This window comes from Streptomyces misionensis, assembly GCF_007896895.1.
GTDB lineage: Bacteria > Actinomycetota > Actinomycetes > Streptomycetales > Streptomycetaceae > Streptomyces > Streptomyces misionensis_A.
This window is the reverse complement of the sequence record NZ_VOGW01000045.1, coordinates 15,769-36,642: the sequence shown is the minus strand read 5'-3', so window position 1 is coordinate 36,642 and position 20,874 is coordinate 15,769. Positions and strand designations below refer to the sequence as shown.

Annotated in this window: 17 protein-coding genes and 1 pseudogene; 7 read left to right on the top strand and 11 right to left on the bottom strand. The window is 74.7% G+C overall.

Annotation, left to right across the window (positions count from 1 at the left end; genetic code table 11):
• Positions 1-1,414: beta-ketoacyl synthase N-terminal-like domain-containing protein (locus tag FRZ03_RS08330; protein ID WP_146464518.1), on the bottom strand; the 1,414-nt coding region annotated here is incomplete at its 3' end.
• Between the two features lie 316 nt (positions 1,415-1,730).
• Here FRZ03_RS08330 and FRZ03_RS08325 point away from each other — a divergent pair.
• The 3 genes from FRZ03_RS08325 (at position 1,731) to FRZ03_RS08315 (ending at position 4,464) form a co-directional block, all read left to right on the top strand.
• Entirely contained in the window at positions 1,731-2,948 is a 1,218-nt protein-coding gene (locus FRZ03_RS08325) for a cytochrome P450 (RefSeq protein ID WP_146464517.1), read from the top strand.
• A gap of 12 nt (positions 2,949-2,960) precedes the next feature.
• Positions 2,961-3,152: a ferredoxin gene (locus FRZ03_RS08320; protein ID WP_146464516.1), complete on the top strand. Its 192-nt coding sequence runs from the start codon at positions 2,961-2,963 to the stop codon at positions 3,150-3,152.
• 319 nt (positions 3,153-3,471) lie between these two features.
• Positions 3,472-4,464, top strand: coding sequence for an aldo/keto reductase (locus tag FRZ03_RS08315; protein ID WP_146464515.1), 993 nt, complete (start codon positions 3,472-3,474; stop codon positions 4,462-4,464).
• A gap of 329 nt (positions 4,465-4,793) precedes the next feature.
• Here the strand turns inward: FRZ03_RS08315 and FRZ03_RS40965 are convergent, their stop codons facing one another.
• Together FRZ03_RS40965 and FRZ03_RS40960 are read right to left on the bottom strand one after the other, a co-directional pair.
• Complete coding sequence (locus tag FRZ03_RS40965; protein ID WP_315902626.1) at positions 4,794-5,081, bottom strand: alpha/beta hydrolase; 288 nt, start codon at positions 5,079-5,081, stop codon at positions 4,794-4,796.
• Between the two features lie 250 nt (positions 5,082-5,331).
• Positions 5,332-5,682: pseudogene (locus tag FRZ03_RS40960) on the bottom strand (alpha/beta hydrolase); the annotation flags it as partial.
• A 147-nt stretch (positions 5,683-5,829) separates the two neighbouring features.
• Here FRZ03_RS40960 and FRZ03_RS08300 point away from each other — a divergent pair.
• Positions 5,830-6,693, top strand: coding sequence for a helix-turn-helix domain-containing protein (locus tag FRZ03_RS08300; RefSeq protein ID WP_146464514.1), 864 nt, complete (start codon positions 5,830-5,832; stop codon positions 6,691-6,693).
• Positions 6,694-6,773: 80 nt separating this feature from the next.
• On the opposite strand, the gene FRZ03_RS08295 is transcribed toward FRZ03_RS08300, so the two are convergent.
• From FRZ03_RS08295 to FRZ03_RS08270, 6 genes are all read right to left on the bottom strand, one after another.
• Entirely contained in the window at positions 6,774-9,413 is a 2,640-nt protein-coding gene (locus FRZ03_RS08295; protein ID WP_146464513.1) for a WD40 repeat domain-containing protein, read from the bottom strand.
• 261 nt (positions 9,414-9,674) lie between these two features.
• Complete coding sequence (locus FRZ03_RS08290; RefSeq protein WP_146464512.1) at positions 9,675-11,963, bottom strand: lantibiotic dehydratase; 2,289 nt, start codon at positions 11,961-11,963, stop codon at positions 9,675-9,677.
• A 53-nt stretch (positions 11,964-12,016) separates the two neighbouring features.
• Positions 12,017-12,283, bottom strand: a complete 267-nt coding sequence (locus FRZ03_RS08285) for an acyl carrier protein (protein ID WP_146464511.1) — start codon at positions 12,281-12,283, stop codon at positions 12,017-12,019.
• Positions 12,280-13,461: a threonine ammonia-lyase gene (locus tag FRZ03_RS08280; RefSeq protein ID WP_261398724.1), complete on the bottom strand. Its 1,182-nt coding sequence runs from the start codon at positions 13,459-13,461 to the stop codon at positions 12,280-12,282. Before FRZ03_RS08280 ends, FRZ03_RS08285 begins: the two co-directional genes overlap by 4 nt.
• Positions 13,458-14,951: an amino acid adenylation domain-containing protein gene (locus tag FRZ03_RS08275; protein ID WP_146464510.1), complete on the bottom strand. Its 1,494-nt coding sequence runs from the start codon at positions 14,949-14,951 to the stop codon at positions 13,458-13,460. The genes FRZ03_RS08280 and FRZ03_RS08275 overlap by 4 nt, the downstream gene beginning before the upstream one ends.
• A complete protein-coding gene (locus FRZ03_RS08270) occupies positions 14,951-17,275 on the bottom strand; it encodes a lantibiotic dehydratase (protein ID WP_146464509.1) in 2,325 nt (774 codons plus the stop codon). Before FRZ03_RS08270 ends, FRZ03_RS08275 begins: the two co-directional genes overlap by 1 nt.
• 305 nt (positions 17,276-17,580) lie before the next feature.
• Here FRZ03_RS08270 and FRZ03_RS08265 point away from each other — a divergent pair, with 305 nt between their 5' ends.
• The 3 genes from FRZ03_RS08265 to FRZ03_RS08255 all read left to right on the top strand — a co-directional run bounded on the left by FRZ03_RS08265 (position 17,581) and on the right by FRZ03_RS08255 (position 19,559).
• Entirely contained in the window at positions 17,581-17,769 is a 189-nt protein-coding gene (locus FRZ03_RS08265; RefSeq protein WP_239697848.1) for an MbtH family protein, read from the top strand.
• Complete coding sequence (locus tag FRZ03_RS40120) at positions 17,762-18,679, top strand: 4'-phosphopantetheinyl transferase family protein (RefSeq protein WP_261398723.1); 918 nt, start codon at positions 17,762-17,764, stop codon at positions 18,677-18,679. The genes FRZ03_RS08265 and FRZ03_RS40120 overlap by 8 nt, the downstream gene beginning before the upstream one ends.
• Before the next feature lie 139 nt (positions 18,680-18,818).
• A complete protein-coding gene (locus FRZ03_RS08255) occupies positions 18,819-19,559 on the top strand; it encodes a Type 1 glutamine amidotransferase-like domain-containing protein (RefSeq protein WP_146464507.1) in 741 nt (246 codons plus the stop codon).
• Between the two features lie 31 nt (positions 19,560-19,590).
• On the opposite strand, the gene FRZ03_RS08250 is transcribed toward FRZ03_RS08255, so the two are convergent.
• Positions 19,591-20,193, bottom strand: coding sequence for a response regulator transcription factor (locus FRZ03_RS08250; RefSeq protein WP_146464506.1), 603 nt, complete (start codon positions 20,191-20,193; stop codon positions 19,591-19,593).
• Positions 20,190-20,874 (bottom strand): helix-turn-helix transcriptional regulator (locus tag FRZ03_RS08245; RefSeq protein WP_261398722.1); only part of this gene is annotated, 685 nt, incomplete at its 5' end. The genes FRZ03_RS08245 and FRZ03_RS08250, both read right to left, overlap by 4 nt.

Below are 20,874 nucleotides of genomic sequence, written 5' to 3'. Positions count from 1 at the left end.
CTGCCCCTGAGGTCCCTCCCGCTGAGGCCGCCGCCCCCGAAGCCGTCGCAGTCGTCATCGCCGTCGCCCGGTGTTCCGCCAGTACGACGTGGCAGTTGGTGCCGCCCATGCCGAACGAGCTGACGCCGGCCAGCAGCGGGCGGCCGTCCTCGGCGGTCCATTCGGCGTGCTCGGTCTGCACCCGCAGGTTCAGCCGCTCCAGCGGGATCGCGGGGTTCGGCGTCTCGTGGTTGAGGGTGGCGGGCAGTTCACGGTGGTGGAGCGACAGGACGGCCTTCAGCAGGCCGGTGATGCCGGCGGCGCCCTCCAGATGGCCGACGTTGGTCTTGGCCGAGCCGACGCGCAACGGGTGGCCGGGCCGGCGTCCGGCGCCGAGGACGGCGCCGAGCGCGGCGGCCTCCACGGGGTCGCCGACCTTGGTGCCGGTGCCGTGCAGTTCGACGTAGCCGACGTGGGCGGGGTCGGTTCCGGCCCGTTCGTGGGCGAGCCTGAGCACCTGCTCCTGGCCGGACCGCAGGGGGACGGTCAGCCCGTCGCCGCCGCCGTCGTTGTTGACCGCGCTGCCGCGGATCACGCAGTACACCGGGTCGCCGTCCGCGACGGCCCGGGCGAGGGGCTTGAGGACGACGAGGCCGCCGCCCTCGCCGCGGACGTAGCCGTTGGCGCGGGCGTCGAAGGTGTAGCAGCGGCCGTCGGGGGACAGACCGCCGAACTTGGCGGCGCCCAGGGTGCTTTCGGGCACGATGTTGAGGTTCACGCCGCCCGCGAGGGCGATGGTGGACTCGCCCTTGCGGAGGCTCTCGCAGGCCAGGTGGACCGAGACCAGGGAGGAGGACTGGCCGCAGTCCACGGTCAGGCTGGGGCCGTTGAGGCCGAGGAAGTACGAGACCCGGTTGGCGATGACGCCGCGGTGCAGGCCGGTGACGGTGTGCGGGGAGATGGCCGTGAGTCCGAAGCGGTGGTGCAGGATCGCGTAGTCGTCCCAGATGGCGCCGACGAAGACTCCGGTGCGGGTGGCGCGCAGTGTCCCGGCGCGTACGTGCGCGTCCTCCAGGGCCTCCCAGGCCAGTTCGAGGACGAGCCGCTGCTGGGGGTCCATGGCGGCGGCCTCCTTCGGGGAGAGACCGAAGAAGGCGGCGTCGAAGTGGCCGATGTCGTCGAGGAATCCGCCCCGGCGGATGTCGGTCCTGCCGGGTGCGGCCGGGTCGGCGTCGGCCACCGCGACGGCGTCCCACCGGTCCGGGGGGACGTCGGTGATCGCGTCCGCGCCGTCGGCGAGCAGCCGCCAGAAGGCGGCCGGGTCGGGGGCTCCCGGCAGCCGGCACGCCAGGCCGATGACCGCTATGCCATCGGCCGCGTCCGCCGCGGCCGAACCGGCCCGATCGCCCGCTTCGTTGAGCTCGGACTCGACCATATTGCACTCCACCCGCCCACACAGAGAATGAAAAGACACCGCACCGTGGCGGCCAGGACGCGAGGGATCGGCGCAGTCGATCGGCAGGGCCGGGCGGCAACGGGTCGCGGTGGGGTTGTGGGTCCAGTTTCGGTCCCGGGGCCGCGCTGCGCCGCCGTGGCGGGTCTGTTCTAGGGGAATCCCCAATAACACCGATGGGCACGGGCATTGACGGCCGGCGGCATCTCTAAGGAAAACCCTAGGGGCAGTCGTGGGAGAACTTCACCTTGCACAGCCTCCCGCAATTCTCCTTCAGTGACGAGGTCCCAGGTCTTCCATGGTGCATTCGCGAGCAGCCGGGAATCACGCGGCGCGGCCCTTTCCCACGGCGCGCCCCATAGGTTGTCCTTTCGACCCGCCGGCCGCGTTCACTCAGGCGCGCGAGGAATGCCCGATCACCCCGCTGCGGTACCCCGACGGGCACATCGGCCACCTGGTCACCGGCCTGGGGGCCGCGCGGGCGGTGCTGGCCGACCCCCGCTTCAGCTCCCTGCCCGCCGGGAAGCGCTCCCCGGTGAAGGTGCCGGGTTCGGAGCTGAGCACCGACGCGCTGCCCGCGGGGATGTTCGTCAACATGGACCCGCCCGAGCACACCCGCTACCGGCGGCTGCTGAGCAAGCACTTCACGATCCGCCGGGTGCGTGAACTGCGCCCGCGCATCCAGGAGATGACGGACCGTCTGCTGGACGCGATGGCGGACCAGGGTGGCCCCGCCGACCTGGTCAAGGCCTTCGCCAAGCCGCTGCCCACGCTGGTCACCTCCGAACTGCTCGGCCTGCCGGAGGCGGACCGCGCCGAGTTCGGGCGCCACGTCGACGTGCTGTTCAGCCTCTCCACCAGCGGGGAGGAGATGCGGCGGTCGATGGCGACCCTCGGCGGGATGCTGCACGCCCTGATCGCCGCCGCGCGCAAGAACCCGGGCACCGACATCCTGGGCAGGCTCACCGTCGAGACCGACCTGAGCGACGAAGAGCTGCTCGGCATCACGATCGTGCTCCTCATCGCGGGGCTGGAGACCACCACCAACATGCTGGCGCTGGGCACCTACGCCCTGCTGCGCCACCCCGGCCAGCTGGCCGCGCTGCGCGCCGACTGGTCGCTCATGGACGACGCGGTCGAAGAGCTGCTGCGTTACCTCAGCGTGGTGCAGATCGGGCCGATCCGCGTCGCCGCCGAGGACTTCGACTTCGAGGGACGGTCCGTGCGCAAGGGTCAGGTGGTCACGGTGTCGCTGCCCGCGGCCAACCGTGACCCACTGGGCTTCGAGGACCCCGACACCTTCGACATCCGCCGCGGCACCACCCGGCACGTGGCCTTCGGCAACGGCCCCCACCAGTGCATGGGCCACCACCTGGCCCGTCTGGAACTCGCCATCGGCTACGAGTCGTTGCTGCGCCGCTTCCCCCGGCTGGAACTCGCCGCCGCTGCCGAGGGGATCGCCACCCGGGAGATGATGGTGACGTACGGGGTCCGCGAACTGCCCGTGCGCTGGTGAGAGGGTCCGCCGATGAGGATCGAGGTCGACGAGGACCTCTGCTGCGGCGCCGGCAGCTGTGTGCTCGCCGCCCCCACCGTCTTCGACCAGAACGACGACGACGGCACCGTGCTCCTGCTCGACCCCGCCCCCGGCGCCGAGCTGGGGGCGGCGGTGCGAGAGGCCGCCGCGCGCTGCCCGACGGCGGCCATCAGAGTCGTCTGACGGGGGCGCGCCCGAGGACCCCGCCGCTGGTACTCCAGTCTGCTTCGCGATCTTGACGTTGACCCTGCTACGAACGGGTCCGGCCGCTGGGCCGCTGCACCCGCTGGTGAAGACGGCCGGGAAATACGCGGTGTCCGGGCTCTGCGGCGACCTGCTGCCAGTGGACCGCTTCGCCCTCACCTGCTCCCGCCGCGCCTGACCCGCCGGCGGGGGCCGGCCCTCCGGCTTGACTTCGCGCGCGCTCCAAGTCCTAGCGTCGCAGGCATTCGTCAGCCCGCGAGGTACCGCCCGGTCCGCCGGGCAGGAGGAGTATCCGCGCATGATCAACCGAACCACGCTCGGCTCGCCCGGTCTCACCGTCAGCGCGATGGGCCTGGGGTGCATGGGGATGAGCGAGAGCTACGGCGCCCCCGACTGGGACGGCGGCCTGGCCACCATCGACCGGGCCCTGAAGCTGGGCATCACGTTCCTGGACACCTCCGACTCCTACGGCACCGGGCACAACGAGGTGCTGGTGGGCCGGGCCATCCACGGCCGCCGGGACCAGGTGCAGCTGGCCACCAAGTTCGGCATCGACCGCAGCGCCGGCGACCGGGCACGCCGCATCCGCGGTGCCCGGGACTACGTGCTGCGCTCCTGCGACGCCTCGCTGCTGCGGCTGGGCGTGGAGGTGATCGACCTGTACTACGCCCACCGCCCGCCCCAGGACGTGGAGATCGAGGAGACCGTCGGGGCGATGGCCGAGCTGGTCGAGGCGGGCAAGGTCCGCCATCTGGGCCTGTCCGAGGTCGACGGCGAGCTGCTGCGCCGGGCGCACGCGGTGCACCCGATCACCGCGGTGCAGAGCGAGTACTCGCTGTGGACCCGCGACGTCGAGGCGGTCACCCCGGTGATGGCCGAGCTGGGGGTCGGGCTGGTGCCGTACTCGCCGCTGGGGCGGGGGTTCCTGACCGGCACCCTGGACCGCTCCACGCTGGGCGAGAAGGACTTCCGGCGCACCAACCCCCGCTTCGCCGGCGAGGCGGGCGAGGCCAACGAGAAGATCGCGCAGACCGTGCGCGAGGTGGCCGACCGGCTGGGTGCCACCCCGGCCCAGGTGGCGCTGGCCTGGGTGTACGCCCAGACCGAACGGCTCGGGGTGGCGGTGGCGACCATTCCGGGCACCCGCAGCCCGGCCCGGCTGGAGCAGAACGCGGCCGCGCTGGAGCTCACCCTGGACGCCGAGGCACTGGCCGCGCTGGACTCGCTGAGCGACCAGGTGACGGGCGAGCGCTACACCCCCGCACACACCGCTGAGGTCGCTCGGGGTTAGGACTCCAGTCCGACCTCGCGATCTTGTCGCGGACCCGGCCGGGAACGGGTACGGCCACCGCGTGATCATCGGGGGTTGTGTGGTCTCCTGAAGATCGTGGAGACTGGTTTGACCCTCTTTGTATGCGTACAGACGGAAGAAGCTCGCGGTCCGCTGCGAGGCGACTGTCCTCATCGCTGCCGTCGACGCGGACGAGCAGTGGGCGGCGCTGGAGCCGTTGTTACCGAAGGGCACGAAGGCGGGCCGGCCGGCCGTCGTGCTGGTCGTGGCCATCGGAGAGTGGCTGCGACCAGCACCCTCCCGTCCCCTGCCCGCGCAGGCTCGCCGGCTCAGGCGAGGTGCTTGCTGAAGAACTCGACCAGCCTGGCGACGGCAGGAGTCACGTACTCGTCGCGGTCGTACAGGTCGACGTGGGTGGCGCCGTCGACGAGGAACAGTTCGGCGTTGCCTGGGCTGTCGGCGACGGCCTTCTCGGAGAACCCGCGGGTCACCGCCTCGGTGCCGGCGATCATGAGCAGGGGGCGGGGCGCGATCTTGGCGACGTCGGCGAAGGAGTCGAACTGGTCGAGGAGGTCCGCGCTGCGCACGACCAAGTCGCCCGTGGAGCGCGGGTGCATGCCGCGAGGCGTCTTGTAGTAGTCGACGAACTCGGCCGTCGGGGCGGGGGGGGTCGGCGTCGGCCGTCTCCGGCAGCACGGCGAACGTCGCTGCGGGATCGCCGGCGGCCTCGGCGCTGCGGAGGTTTCCGGAGTTCGCCACCATCTGCTGCCAGCCCTCGGGGTCGGCGCCGCGGAAGAAGCTGGGAACGTCCGTCCCGGATACACCGGCCACGGCCTTCATCCGGTGGTCGGTCTGTGCCGCGTAGGGCACGTAGGCTCCGGAGCCGCACACGCCCATCACACCGATGCGGTCGGGGTCGATCTCGGGGCGGGTGGTGAGGTAGGAGACCGCCGCACGGAAGTCCTCGGCACGCTGGAAGGGGTCCTCCAGACCGCGGGGCATGCCCTCGGATTCGCCCTGGAAGGCGGCGTCGAAGGTCAGGACGGCGAATCCCTCCTTGACCAGGCGTGTCGCGTACGCCGCCGGCGCCTGCTCCTTGACTCCGGTCGTGGGGTGGCCCACGACGATGGCGGCGAGCTGTCCGTCGACGCCGTCGGGGAGGTAGAGGTGGCCGGCGAGCTGCAGGCCGTTGGTCGGGAAGCGGACGTCAGTCCTCATGTTCTGCTCCTGCGGGATCGTGGGTGGCCGGCGATCTGCGGGCCGGTAGCCACTGTCCGGCCGATGGCCTGGCGCAGGAAGGTCGCGTTGCTTCCTAGGAAGGATTCTTCCCAGGCAGAGCCTTCACCCCGGTGCCATGCTGAGGGAATGACTGGTTCCGCGCATCTTCATGAGCTCGGTGAGTTCCTCAAGCACCGCCGTGGCGAACTCACCCCCGCGCAGGTGGGGCTCCCCGAGCGCGCGCACACCCAGCGCCGAGTGCAAGGGCTGCGCCGCGAGGAGGTGGCCGAGCTCGCCGCGATCAGCACCGACTACTACGTACGCATCGAGCAGGGCCGGCTGGCACCGTCACCGCCGGTGCTCGACTCCCTCGCGCGGGAGCTGCGGCTGGACGGCGACCAGAGGACGTACGTGGAAGGACTGGTAGCCCAGGCCGCGCGGACCGGGCACCGCAATACGCCGCGTCGGTCCGCCCGCCCCAGAGCACACCCGCACCTGACCCGGCTGCTCGCCCAGCTCACCGGCACACCCGCCATCGTCTTCGGCCCGCGACTCGACATCCTCGCGTGGAACCCGCTGGCGGCGGAGCTGCTGTGCGACTTCGCAGCCGTGCCCGAGCCCGAGCGCAACTACGTCCGCATGGTCTTCACCGACCCGGTGATGCGCGACATCTACCCGGACTGGGAGGACGTGGCCCGCACCTGCGTCGAGGTCCTGCGGATGGAGGCCGGAACGAACCCGACCGACCCGGCCCTCACCGCCCTCGTGGGCGAGCTGGCCGTCGCCGACCAGCACTTCCGGGCCTGGTGGGCCGAGCACCGCGTCGCACACCAGGACTTCGGCAGCAAACGCATCGCGCACCGCACCGTCGGCGAACTCACCCTCGACTGGGACACCTTCCGCTACGCCGGTGCCCCAGAACAGCAGCTCGTGCTCTGGTCAGCCAATCCTGGCACTCCAGACGCGGAACGACTGGCCGCTCTGGCCCATGGCACGGCCCAGAGCCCGTGACCTTCCTGAGCATCACTGCAACTGAAACGTTCGAGGAGCGGTGGACCATCGCCACTTACGAAACAGGCCCTGGATGACACCTAGGCGGGGTCCGCGGGCCCGAACACCCCGACCTCGCGGCCGAATCCGACCACCAGCCGGCCGTCCGGGGCCACGGCGAGTGCCTCGACCGGGAAGGGCAGCACCAGGTCGGGGCCGCTGCGGGTGAGGGTGGTCAGGTCCCAGGTGCGTACGACGCCGTCGTCGCCGCCGGTGACGAGCGCCGGTCGGTCGTCGATCCGCGCGGTGGCCATCGCGGTGAGGCCGGCGGCGTGGACGGGCCCGCCGATCGGGGCGCGGGTGGTCAGGTCCCGGAGGTGGACCAGGCCGTCCTCGCAGCCCACCGCCAGGACCGGGCGGCCGTCGACCACCGCCGTCGCCAGCAGCTCGACGGCCGGCGGGGCCTCGTCCTCCGGGTCCGCCGCGGGTCCGGGCCCGGCGGGCGGCGCGACGGTGATCTGCGGACCGATCGGGGTGCCGGCGGCCGGGTCCCACAGCCGTACGGTGTCCTCGTCCGCGGTGACGGCGACCGGACGGCCGTCCAGCACCGTGACGGCCGCCGCGATCACGCCGGATTCGTGTCCGGCCAGCGGACCGTGCAGGTCTTCCCCGGTGCCGAGGTCCCAGATCCGGACGAGGCCGTCCGCGCTGCCGGTGACGGCGACCGGGCGGCCGTCCAGGGTCGTCGTCGCCACGGCGTGCACGTCGGCGTCGTGGTCGAGTGCGCCCGCCTCCGCAGCGGTGACGGGGTCCCAGAGGCGGGCCGTTTCGCCGCCCTCGGCGACGACCACGACGGGACGGCCGTCGACCACCGCCGCCGCCGTCCCGTGCACCGGTTCGCCGGAGCCGGTGAAGGGCGTGCCCGCCTCGGCGCCGGTGGCCAGGTCCCACAGGCGTGCCGTGCCGTCCCAGGCGGAGCTGACGACGAGCGTGTCGCCGTCCGTCCCGATCGTGGTCACGGAGGTCACCGTGTCGCCGTGGCCGGGGAGCGGACGGCCGACGGGGCCTTCGGTGTCCGGGTCCCAGCGGTGGACCCTGCCGTCGCCGGTGCCGACGAGCACCACCGGCCGCCCGTCCGCCGTGGACGCGGCCAGCGTCCGCACCCGGCCGAGGGGGCCGGCGAAGGCCTGGGCGGTCTGCCGTCCGGTGGCCGGGTCCCACAGCCGCACCATGCCGGTGGTGTCGCCGGTGACCACCACCGGGCCGGCCCCGCTCGTCACCGCCGCCACCGCCTGCGGCCACGGGGCGGAGCCGGCGAGGCGCTCGCCGGCCTGGGCACCCGACGCCAGGTCCCAGAGGGTGGCCGTGCCGTCGGAGCCGCCGACGACCAGGGTCGGACGGCCACCGGCCGACACGGTGGCCAGGGCCTCCACCGCGCCGGTCCCGGTGACCAGGGGCGCCCGGAGCCGGCGTCCCTTCGCGAGGTCCCAGATGCGGATGGTCCCCTCGAAGTCGCCGGTCACCGCGACGGGCCGCCGGTCGAGCACCGTCGTGACCACCGCCGCCAGCCGGTGCGGGTACGCGCTGCCGGGGCCGGCCGGCTCGCCCATCGGCGCGCCGGCCGGTTCGCCGGTCGCCAGGTCCCAGACCCGGACGCTCTGGTCGTGGCCGCAGGTGACGGCCACCGGGCGGTCGCGCAGCGTCGTCGTGGCGGCCCCGGTCACCCAGCCGGTGTGGCCGGTCAGGGGCGCGTGCAGGAGCCGGCGCGTGCCCAGGTCCCAGACGCGCACGGCCTTGTCGGTGCCGGCCGAGACCGCCACCGGGCGGCCGTCCAGGTCGGCCGTCGCCACGGCGAGGACCGGCCCGGTGTGATCGGCGAGCGGTTCGCCGACCGGTTCGCCGGTGGCCAGGTCCCACAGGCGTACGGTGCCGTCGTCGCCGCCGGTGACCACGACCGGGCGGCCGTCCACGGTGACCGTCCCCGCGGCGACCGCCGACACGCCGTCCGCGTGGCCCGGCGTGCTCCAGCGGCAGCCGCCGAGCTGGGCGCCGCTCGCCCACTCGACACGCCGCCGCGAAGGGGGCTCGTCCGGCACCGGTACGGCAGCGATCCGTGCCGCCAGGTCGAGGTCCCCGTACCGGGCGGCGTCCAGTGCCAGCAGGTGGCGGCGCACGGCGGCGGGGGCGTCCCGGTGCCGGTGGGCCGAGGCCTGGTACACCGCGGCGCCGAGGCGCCCGGCCCCCCAGGCCCCGGGGAGCAGTGCCAGCACCGTCGCCGGATCGGCGCGCACCAGGAACGCCGCGTCGGTGAAGGCGATCGAGCCCAGATGGACGCCGACGGCCTGGCGCAGTCCGGGGTCCGGTCCCTCGGCCGCGCGCAGCCACAGGGCGATGGCCTCCTCGACCTCACCGTTCTCGGACAGCAGTGTGCCGAGCCGTTCCTCCGCGAGCTGGCGGTAGGGATCGACCGTCGACCGGACCGCGGCGCGCAGCAGTTCCTCGGCCTGCTCCCGGTGGCCGTGCTCGCGTGCCCGGTCGGCCTCGTCGATCAACGCCGCCGTGGCGACCATGTCCTCCGCGACGTGCGGCGGGAGGGAGGACAGATCCACCAGTTCCTCGGGGCGGGCCCATGCTCTGGGGTCCTCACCGGCCGGCCGGGCGGGTGCCGGGCGCTCGGCGCGCGTACGGCGTCCGCCGAACAACTTGCCTATCCAGCCGCGGTGTTCCTTCGAGTCGGTCATTCCTGTCCCCACCCTCACGCTCAGGTCCGGTGGGACTCACCCTACTGACCGGGCGCCGGGCGCCGCCGGGCGATCCGTGCGGAGCGCCCGGCGGGGTGGGGTCCGGATGGCGCTCGCCGGTTGTCAGGTGGCGACGGACCACGCCATCAGCGGACCCTCTTCGCCGCTGCCGACCGGCACGAGGACCTCGGCCGACTCGGTCTCGGAGAGCTCGCGCAGCGCGTCCTCGACCAACGACTCGTACGAGGGCGCTTCCGCGCGCTATTCGGGATACCCCGCACTCGTGTCGAAGGCGACGAATCTCAATTCCGAGGTGTAGCGGCGGTTTTCCGCGTCGGTGAGCCAGGATTGTTCCGGGGTCGGCAGCATTTCCGTGAAGACGGCCGTTCCCTGCGGGTCCTTGCGGGCCAGGCGGCGCAGTGCCTTGGCGAGGATCGTGACGTAGACGGGGCTGTCGAAGTCGACGTAGAACGGCCGGGACTCGGTCGGGGAGACCACGAAGACATAGCGGGGCAGGCCCAGCCGGGTGCGCCAGCGGCGGGCCCGGACGAAGCGGCGGGCCTCGTCCTTCTCCTCGGCGAACTCCGCGTCCGCGGCGGGCAGGCGCCAGGTCTCGCGGGCCACCACCAGGCGGTCGAGGGTGACGCGGGGGGTGTGGTCCGCCGTCGGCAGCAGTTGGAAGAGGTCCATCGAGAGCGTGGTCAGGACGTGGGAGAAGACGTCCAGGGCGGGGAAGGACGAGCCGTCCGGGAGGCGGACGACCAGGTCGCCGGCCCGGTTCTCCACGGTGGCGTCGGCGCTGCGGATCGTACGGGCCGGATCGGCGGCGAAGTCGGCGAGGGCCACCTGCCGGTCCTGGGGGCGGACGAGGGTGTGGCGGACCCGCGCCGAGAGACGGGACCGGTGCTCCTTGGGGAGCAGGGGCATCAGCCGGGGGCCGGGGTGGTCGCGGTCGGTGAGGCGGAGGAGTTCGTCGACGTCCGGGTGCTGGTGGGTGAAGAGGGACGCGCCCAAGGTGTTGGCGGCCAGGTGGAGTTCGCCCAGCACGAGGGCGAAGTCGCCGCGTTCGACGGCGTCCGTGCCGTCGGCGGCGATCAGGACGTCCGGGCTGAGGTAGCGGGCGGCGGTCCAGGCGTCGCCGGTGGCCGGAAACCGCTCCCGTACCGCCGTCTCGATGCCGTCGGACGTCACCGTGACCCGGCGGGCGTCCGGCGGGGCCGCCAGGATGTGCTGCCAGCGCCGGGCGAACTCGCCCTGGAGCTCGGCGGCCCTGGCGCGGGCGGCGCCGTGCAGCACCGGCAGGCAGGCGAACCAGAAGGAAGCCAGGTCGACCGGTCCTTCGGCGGCCAGCCGGTCGTGCACGCGGCCGGTCTCCTCCCGTACCGTCGCGGCGAGTTCGGCGGTGAGCCAGGCGGCGCTGTCCATCAACAGCCGCAGCGGGCGCAGCGCTTCGAGCATCGCCGGGCCGAGGCGGGCGGTCGCGGACCGGCGGGTGTCGGAGTACACCAGCGCGCGGCAGGGCGCGGTGGACGCGGACTTCTCCCGTACGGCGGCGGTGGCGGTCAGCTCGGTGAAGTCGTGTTCGAGGCCGGTCAGCGCGGCCACGAGGGCGTCCACGTCGCGGGCCGCCGCCACCTGCGCGCGGCCCCGCTCCAGCCGGTCCAGGGCCGCGAGGCCGCGCCGGCGGGGTTCGGGTGCGCCGACGGTTTCCAGCCAGGCGCGCAGGGCCCGGTCGGGGTGGGTGTCGGCGGGGAGTTCGAGGTGCCAGACCACCCAGCGGCGGGCGACCAGGTCGGCCAGGACGGCGGGGACGTCGGTGCCGGGGAGTTCGGCGGCGATCTCCCGGGCCGGGCGCACCCCGTCGCAGCGGGCGAGGACGGCCGCCGTCGGCGCTGAGACGGGCTGTGCGCGCCGGCCGGGCACGCGGACGCGGTCCCCGTCCAGGATCAGGAAGGGCACCCGCCGGGGCGCGATCCACTCGCGCAGGTCGGGGTCGGCGTCCAGGGTCTTGGCGAGCGCGTCGATGCCCCAGGTCGCCCAGTAGACCGTCGACTCGGCGATCAGCCCGGCACCGGGGTCCACGGCGACGGCCCGGGTGGCGGAGTCCCAGCGGCCCCAGCCGACCGGGCCGAAGAAGCCGATGGTGTCGTTCTTCACGCAGAACCGCTGCCAGTAGTGCGCGACCAGTTCCTCGCGCTGGCGGGGCATGCTGCTGCGGCTGTCCGCGCTCGGCGTCCAGCGCAGGAACGGGGCGATCCCGGAGGCGAGCACCGGTCGGTTCTGCCAGGCCACCGCCTCCCGGAAGGCCGGCGTGCGGGCGATGTCCTGCAAGGTGTGCGCGGTCGCGACGGCGGCGTCCGCGAAGAGGCGGGCGAAGCCGGTCCACTCGGGGCCGTCGAGTGGCTCGCCGGCCCCGAACTTGTCGGCCGCCTCGGCCAGTCCGGGCGGGGCGAGGCGCAGCACGCCGTCGGCGGGGAAGCCCGCCCCGCGCAGGGCGAACTGTTCCCACAGCCGCCAGCGGCCGAGGGACGGCACGAGGTCTTCGGTCATGGCACGGCTCTCCTTGGCGAGCGCGGGTGGACGGGGCTTCGGCGCGGGGCGGGTCAGGCCGTGCCGTAGTCGGCGTCGACGACCTCGGCCAGTTCCTGGGGCGTCGGGTAGGCGAAGACCAGGGAGACGGGAACGTCGGCGCCGAGCACCTCCTGGAGGCGGCCGGTGATCTGGAAGGCGGTCAGCGAGTCGCCGCCCGCCTCGTAGAAGTCGGTCCGCTCGGTGAGGTCGGGCAGGCGCAGCACGTCCCGGAAGATTTCGACCAGCAGGTCGACGGTGGTGGTCGAGGAGGCGGTGGCGGTGGCGGCGTCGGTGGTCATGGCGTGGGCTCCTTCGGGTGCGCGCTGGTGTGGGTGAGGTGGTGCAGGCGGGCGGGGGTGTTGCCGCCCGAGACGATGGCCACGGCCCGTTCGCGGCGTCCTGCCCGGATGGCTCCGGCCAGGGCGACGGCTCCGCTCGGCTCGGCGTCGACGCCGAGGCGGTGCAGCAGGGCGGTGGCGGCGAGGATCTCCGCGTCGCCGACGGCGATCAGGTCGTCGACGCGGTCGCGGATGATCGGGTAGGGCACGGCCCCCGGGCTCTGCCCGCGCAGCCCGTCGGCGACGGTGGTGCTGGCCGGCAGCCGCACCGGGTGCCCGGCGGCCAGGGAGCGTGCGTAGCGGGGGGTGAGGGACGGTTCGACGCCGACCACGCGGACCGGGCGGTCCCCGGCGGCGAGGCAGAGGCCGGCGAGGAGTCCGCCGCCGCCGGTGGGGACGTAGACCGTGTCCGTGCCGGGGGCGTCGGCCAGCAGTTCGAGGCCGACGGTGCCCTGGCCGGCGACGACCAGGGGGTGGTCGGACGACGGCACCAGGACGGCGCCGCGCTCGGCCGCGAGGGCCCGGGCGCGGTCCTCCCGCTCCGCGACTCCGCCCTGGACCTGGACGGTCTCGGCGCCGAGCGCGCGGATGGCGGCGGCCTTCGCGGGCGTCGCACCCGCCGCGAGGACGACGGTCAGCCGGATGCCGAGGGTACGGGCGATCCGGGCGAGGGCGATGCCGTGGTTCCCGGAGGACCCGGTGACGACCCGCTCGGCGCCGAGCGCGAGGACGGCGTTGGCGGCCCCGCGCATCTTGAACGACCCGCCGAGCTGGAGGTGTTCGGCCTTCAGCAGCAGCTCGGTGCCGCTCGCGGTGGTCCTCGGGCCGGGCAGCAGGGGGGTACGGACGACGTACGGGGCGATCCGGGAGGCCGCGGCCAGCAGGTCGGCCCGGCCGGGACGGTGCCCGGCGGACCCGGCCGGCCGGGCCACGACGGGCTCCCACCCGCCCCGGTTCGAACGCCGTCCGACCGCACCGGACCACACGCCGGCGATCCCGACGGCGGCCGCCGCGACGGCGGTGGTCCCGGCCACGGCGGTCCCGGTGGCCGCGAAGGAGACCGGCTGGGCCGCGACGGGCTGGTCGTCGGTTGCGTTCGGGGGGTCGGTGGTTCGGGAGGTGCTCGCCATCGCGGTCATGCCGTCCTCCCGGTCGCGAGCAGCCGGCGGTCGGTCTTGCCGCCCCGGGTCGTCGGGAGGGCGGCCAGGCGCAGGAAGCGGCGGGGCATCAGGTGCGGGGGCAGGGAGCGGGCGAGATGGCGGCGGAGCTGGGCGTCCGTGGTGGCCGTCAGATCGCCGGTGACGTGCGCGAGGAGGTGGACCCGGCCCAGTTCGTCGGTGTCCGGGGTCACCGCCGCGCCCGTGACGGCCGGGTGGGCGAGCAGCGCGCCCTCGACCTCGGCGGGATCGACGCGGTAGCCGCGGATCTTGATCTGGCGGTCGGTGCGCCCGGCGTAGTGCAGGCCCTGCGGGCCCCACCAGCCGAGGTCGCCGGTGCGGTAGAGGCGGGCGCCGGGCGGGCCGAGCGGGTCGGGCACGAAGCAGGCCGCGGTGCGGGCCGGTCGGCCCCCGTAGCCGCGGGCCACGCCGGTGCCGCCGATGTACACCTCGCCCACCGTGCCGTCGGCCACCGGGAGCAGGTCCGCGTCGAGGATCCGTACGACGGCACCCGCGCGGGGGGTGCCCACGACGTCGGTGGCCGGATCGGGCGCGGCGGGCACGCCGTGCCGGGTGGTGGTCATGGTGCACTCGGTCGGGCCGTACTGGTTGACGAGCCGCCCGGGGACGAGGCCGCGTCCGCCGGCGGCGAGGAACGGCCGCAGGGACTCGCCGCTGACCGCGACCAGGGTGACCCCGGCGAGCGGTTCGGCGAGGTCGCCCTGGCCGGACAGGTGGGTGAGGAAGGAGGGGGTGACGCTGAGCAGCGCGGTCACCCGGTGCTCGCGGACGGTGCGGGCGAACTCCGCGGGCCGCAGCAGCCGGGCCCGGTCCACGATCACCAGGCGCGCCCCCGCCAGCAGCGGTACGAAGGTGTCCCGGATGGAGGCGTCGTAGCCGAGGGGCGCCGTCTGCAGGGCCACGGTGTGCGGGCCGAGGCCGAACGCGTGGGCGGCGTCGCGCAGATAGGCGTCCAGCGCGCCGTGTTCGACCAGGACGGCGCTGGGTTCCCCGGTGCTGCCGGAGGTGTGGCTGACGTAGGCGAGGGCCCGGGGGCCGGCCGGGGCGGCGGGCGGGCCGTCGTCCGCGGCCCCGGGGGGCTGGTCCAGCAGGACGGCGGGCAGGCCGAGTCCGAGCGCCGGGGCGAGGTCCGAACGGGTCAGCAGCAGGCGGGCACCGGCGCTGCGGACGAAGGACGCCAGCCGGTCGTGGGGCTGGGTGACGTCCAGGGTGAGGAACGCGGCGCCGCAACGCAGTACGGCGGCCATCGCGGCGACCGCGTCGGTGCCGTGCTCGACGGCGACGGCGCAGACCGTCTCGGGGCGGGCCCCGTGGGCGCGCAGCAGCCGGGCGATCTCCTCGATGCGGGCGGCCAGTTCCCGGTAGGACACCTCGCCTGCCGGGGTGCTCAGGGCGATGCGCTCGGGGTGGCGCCGGGCGTGCGCTGCGATGTCGTCGGCGACCGTGCGCATCACTTCTCCCCCGCGTCGGCGGTGGTCAGGTCGACGGCCACGAACCGGAGTTCGGAGGTGTAGCGCCGGCCTTCGTGGTCGGTGAGCCAGGCCTGCTCGGGGGTGGGCAGCATCTCGCTGACCTTCAGCCGGGCACCGGGGTCCTTGCGGGCGAGCCTGCGGGCCGCCTTGGCGAGGATGGTGATGTAGACCGGGCTGTCGAAGTCGACGTAGAACGGGCGGGGTTCGGTCGGCGAGACGACGAAGACGAACCGGGGCAGGTCGTGCCGGCGCTGCCAGTGCCGGGCCCGGACGAAGCGGGCGGCCTCCGCCTTCTCGTCCGCGAAGTCCATGTCGCCGACGGGCAGTTGCCAGGTCTCGCGGGCCACGGTCAGCCGGCCGATGGTGATGCGCGGGGTGTGGTCGCCCTCGGGCCGCAGGGTGAAGCGGTCCATGACGCGCTGGGTGAGGGTGTTGGCGTAGGCGTCGAGCACGTCGTACGCGGTGCCGTCGGGCAGGACCGCGGTGAGCCGGCCGGCCCGTTCCTCGATCCGGACGTCGGCGCCGAGCACCGTGCGCGGGCGGTGCGGGTCGCCGGTCTGGTCGACCAGGGCGACGTAGTGGTCCTCGGGCCGGTCCAGCGAGGGGCGGCTGCGGGTGGACCACTTCAGCGGCAGTTCCTTGGGCAGCATGGGCAGCAGGCGCGGACCGGGGAAGTCGCGGCTGGTCTCGGCGATCAGTTCGGACCGGTCGGGGTGCTGGTGCACGAAGAGGGAGGCGCCCATGGTGTTCAGCGCGCAGTGCATCTCGCCGAGGACGAGGTCCACGTCGCCGCGGGCGAGGGCGTCCGCGTCGTCGGCGACGACCAGGACGTCGGGGCTGATGTAGCGGGCCAGTGACCAGCCGTCGCCGGGCTCGTCGAACTCCTCGCGCACCCGGTCGGCGAGTTCGGCGGTGCTCAGCTGGACCCGGCGGGCGTCCGGGGGCAGGTCGAGGACGCGGGCCCATTTGGCGCGCAGTTCGGCCTGGATCGTGTTGATGAGGTCGCCGGCGTCGGGGTGCGGGGAGGGCAGGGTGTGCAGCCACAGCGTGGCCAGGTCGACCGGTTCGCCGCCGGCGCGCAGCCGGTCGTACACGGTGTGCAGGCGGGCGCGGATCGCCTCGGCGAAGCAGTTGGTCATCCAGCGGGCGGCGGTCAGGCACAGCTGGAGCGGTTCGAGGTGGGCCAGCAGTCCGGCGCCGAGGGTGGCGGTGGCGGTCCGGCGGGCGTCGGAGTACACCAGGCCCCGGCAGGGCGCGGTGCGTTCGCCCTTGGCGCGCTGTGCCTCGCTGTCGGTGATCGCGGCGAAGTCGTCCTCCAGCGCGGTGATCGCAGCGGTGAGGGCGGCGGCGTCGGTGCCGGCGGCGCGCACGGCGTCCCGGCCGTGTTCCAGTACGGCGAGGCGCTCCAGCGCCCTGTCCCGGGCGGCCTCGTCGGGGACGCGCTCCAGGATGGCGCGCAGCGCGCGGTCGGGGTGGGTGGCGGCGGGGACGTCCAGTCGCCACTGCACCCAGCGGCGGCCGACCAGTTCGCGCACCACCTCGGTCACCTCGTCCTCGGGGCGGCCGAGTTCGGCGGCGATGGTGTGCACGGGGCGGGTGCCGTCGCAGCGTTCCAGGACGGCCTGCGCGCGGGCGTCGATCGGCTGGACGGGGCGTCCGGGGACCCGTACGGTGCCGTCCGCGCAGCGCACGAAGGAGACCCGGCGCGGCGGGATCCAGCGCATCAGCGCGCCGTCCGTCGCCAGGACCTTGGCGAGGGCGTCGATCGCCCAGCCGGAGAAGTACACCTCCCGCGCGGCGAGGAAGCCGTCCCCCGGGGTCACGGTGACGCCGCCGCTCCCGGCGAGGTCCCAGCGGCCCCAGCCGACCGGGCCGAAGAAGCCGATGGTGTCGTTCTTCACGCAGAACCGCTGCCAGTAGTGCGCGACCAGTTCCTCGCGCTGGCGGGGCATGCTGCTGCGGCTGTCCGCGCTCGGCGTCCAGCGCAGGAACGGGGCGATCCCGGTGCGCAGCACGGCCGGGTTCTGCCAGGCGAGCGCGGCCTGGAAGCGGGGCCGGGCGGCGATCTCCTGGAGGTGCCGGGCGGTGTCCACGGCGGCCGTCGCGAGGTCCTCGGCGAAGGCCCGCCACTCCGGTCCGGACAGCTCCGCGCCGGGGCCGAACTTGTCGGCGGCCTGGGCCAGTCCGGGCGGGGCGAGGCGCAGCACGCCGTCGGCGGGGAAGCCGGGTCCGCGGAGCGCGAACTGCTCCCACAGCCGCCAGCCTCCGCCCGGCAGCAGGACAGGTGCGTGCTCGTCCGACATCGCGTGCTCCTTCCGGAAGGGGGTGCTCGGGAATCGCGTTGGCCCGGCGGGGCGCCGGGGTGCCGGGCGGCCCCCGACCGGACAGCACGGTCCCGTGCCGGGGCCGTAGGTCACCAGGGAAGATCCGGCAGCAACGGGTGCCGCCGGTTCGGCGCGTTCGTCCCTGACCCGGCCGGGCGGTGCGGGGGCACGCTTGCGGCGCCGGCCCTTCCTGCGGCCGGACCGACATCTGCGGGAGGTTCACCGTGACGCAACCCAACTCCGCGCACCCCGTCGGCGACGAGGCCCGCCCGGGCGTCGACGACGTGTATCTGGTGGTGCGCAACGACGAGGAGCAGTACTCGATCTGGCGGGCGGACCGCGAGCTGCCGGCCGGCTGGTACCGGGAGGGCCGCAGCGGCAGCCGGCAGGAGTGCCTGGACCACATCGACGTGATCTGGACGGACATGCGCCCGCTGAGCCTGCGCCGCCGGCTCGCCGGGGCCGATGTCTGAGGCCGGGCCGGCGCCGCTGTCGTCACCGCCGGCCGTCCCCGCGCCGCCGGCCCGGCCGGCCGACGCACCGCCGGCGCGGCGGCCGGCGGTGCGGGCGGGCGGCGGTGCGACGGCCGCGCTGCTGCCCGTGTCGCCGCTCGACGCCGGTCCGGCGCCCCGGCCGCCCGGCCGCCGGGCCCGGCCGCCGGACCCGACGACGCCGCTGTGTCCCGCCGTACTGGACCTGCCCGGCCCGCTGCACCGGCCGTACGTCGCCGGTCCCCGCGCGCTGCGGGGACCGCTGGAGCTGTACCTCGCCGAGGTCGGGGCACAGGACGAGCGGGCGATGCTGTGGGCGCAGGAGTTGCTGGACCGCGAGGAGCGGGCGCGGGCGCGTGCCTTCCGGCGGGCCCGGGACCGCGACGCGTATGTGATCGCGCACGCGACCCTGCGCGCTCTGCTCGGCCCGCTGCTGGGCGTGCGGGCGGACGAGCTGCCGTTGATGCGCGAGCCGTGCGCGGGCTGCGGTGCCCCGCACGGCCGGCCGGCGCTGCGCGCCCCGGGGCTGCACTTCTCCCTGTCGCACAGCGGGGACCTGGTGCTGGTGGCGCTCGCCGGCACACCGGTCGGGGTCGATGTGGAGGGGCTCGCCTCCGCGGAGGCGGTGCGCAGCGCGCAGTGTGCGCTGCACCCGGCGGAGGTGGCGGAGCTGGCGCGGCTCCCGGCGTACGAGCGGCAGGCGGCCTTCACCCGGACGTGGGTCCGCAAGGAGGCCTATCTGAAGGGCCTGGGGACGGGGCTGGTGCGTGATCCGGCGTTGGACCACGTCGGCACCGGGGACCGGCCCGTCTCGCCGTCGCCGCGGTGGACGCTGCGGGACGTGCTCGTCCCGACCGGCTACGCGGCGGCCGTGGCGCTGCGTCGGGAGTGACACCGCGACCACGCACCCGCACGCGAAGGGGACCGGCCCGGCGGCCGGTCCCCTTCGCGTTGCCCGGGCGCTCCCGGTGGCGGCCCACCTTCACGACTCCCCCACGTCCGGAGCGCGGGGCCCACGCTACGATCGCCGCGTGACCGCTCCGGAACCCACCATCGTCGCCACCTCCGGAGGGCACCGCGTCGGAACACGGACGCGCGTGCTCTTCGACGCCCTGGTCCACCACGCGGTCGACCTCTCCGGCGTGCACGGCAGGCGCCCCCGTGTCCTCTACGTGGGCACGGCGATCGGGGACGCCGAGCACGTCGCGGCGCGGATGGCCGAGGCGGCCCGGGTGGCCGGGTTCGACCTGATGCCGCTGCACCTCTTCCCGATGCCGAACGTCGAGGACGTCGAGGGCACGGTCCTGGACCACGACGTGGTCTGGGTGATGGGCGGCTCGGTGGCCAACCTGCTCGCGGTGTGGCGGGTGCACGGTCTCGACGCGATCATGCGGCGCGCCTGGCGGGCGGGGGTGGTGCTGGCCGGGGTGAGCGCCGGTTCCATCTGCTGGTTCGAGGGCGGCGCGACGGACTCCTTCGGGCCCGAGCTGCGGCCGGTGACCGACGGCCTCGGTCTGCTGCCGTACGGCAACGGCGTGCACTACGACTCCGATGCCGGTCGGCGCCCGCTGATCCACCGGCTGGTCGCCGACGGCACCCTGCCCACCGCCCACTGCACCGACGACGGGGTGGGCCTGGTGTACCGGGGCACCGAACTGGTCGAGGCGGTCGCGGAGTTGCCGGACCGGGGCGCGTACGTCGTGCGCCGGGAGGGCGAGCGGGCCGTGGAGGAGCGCATCGTGCCACGGCTGCTGCCCTCCCCCGCGTTCTAGACGGCCGCGACCGCCTCTCGACCACCGCACGTCAGATCAGCCCGTGGCGCACGGCGCGGGCCACCGCGTGGGCGCGGTTGCGGGCCTGGAGGCGGGCCATGATCTCGTAGACGACGTTCTTGACGGTGTGTTCGGAACAGTGCAGCAGCTGGGCGATGCCCGCGTTGCCGTGTCCCTCCGCCATCAGCCGCAGCACGGAGAACTGGCGGGCGGTCAGCGCCGGCGGCCGGTCCTCCCGCGGTCCCGGTTCGCCGGGGCCGGGGTGGGCGGTCAGCAGGTGGGAGAGTTCCGGGTAGGGGATGCTCGGATGCGGTGCCCCGGCGCGGCGGACGGCGGCCGCCAGGCTCTCCTCGGTGAGGTCCGCGGCCCTGAGCACCACCACCCCGGCGCGCAGGGCCCCGAGCAGTCCGGCCCTGCCGACCGTGTCGCACACCAGCAGCAGCGGTTTGGGCACCCGCAGGCCGCGCAGGGCCCGTTCCGCGTCGTCGGCGACGACGACGGTGACGGTGCCGGGTCCGCCGGGGCCGGGCGCGCAGTCGAGTCCGGCGCGGCGGGCGAGGGCGCGCACGCGGTCGGCGTGCCGTGACGGCAGGACGCACAGGGTGGCGGGCGCGGCGGTCAGGGTGGCGGTCACAGCAGGCCCGCCCGGAGCGCGTAGGCGACGGCGTGGGCGCGGTTGCGCAGCCGGAACCGCTGGGTGATGTCGTGCACCACGGTGGTGACGGTGCGCGGCGAGTAGGCGAGGCGCTGCGCGATCTCCGCCGTCTCGTGCCCGTCGGCGACGAGCCGCAGCACCGAGCGCTCCCGGTCGGAGAGCGCGCCGCCGGCCCAGCCGGTGCGGCCGTGCTCGGGGCGGTCGAGGACCTGTTCCAGCAGCTCCGTGGGGACGGTGCAGTCGTCCTGGGCGGCGGCCAGCACCGCGTGGGCCAGGCGGGACGCGTCGGCCTCGCGGCGCGGCAGCAGGCCCCGGGCACCGGCGGCGAGGGCGTGCAGGGCGTCGCCGGAGGCGAGCGCGCCGGCCACCAGGACGACGGCGGGGCGCTGCCCGTGCGCACGAGTGCTGCGCACCATGTCGAGTTCGGCCGGGCCGAGCCGGTCCACGGTGAGGACGGCGACCCGGGCGTCCGCGGGCTCGCACACGGCCAGCTCCGGGCAGGCGAGGAGGGTACTGCGGGTGCCGGCCTCCAGGACCGGGTCCAGGGCGACCACACCGACGGGTACGGGGACTCCCATCTGCTGCTCCTTGAAGGTCGTCCGCCCGGTCGTGAACGTTGCGGGCGGTTCGGGGTTTCTGCGCTCCACCGTGCCGTCGGGG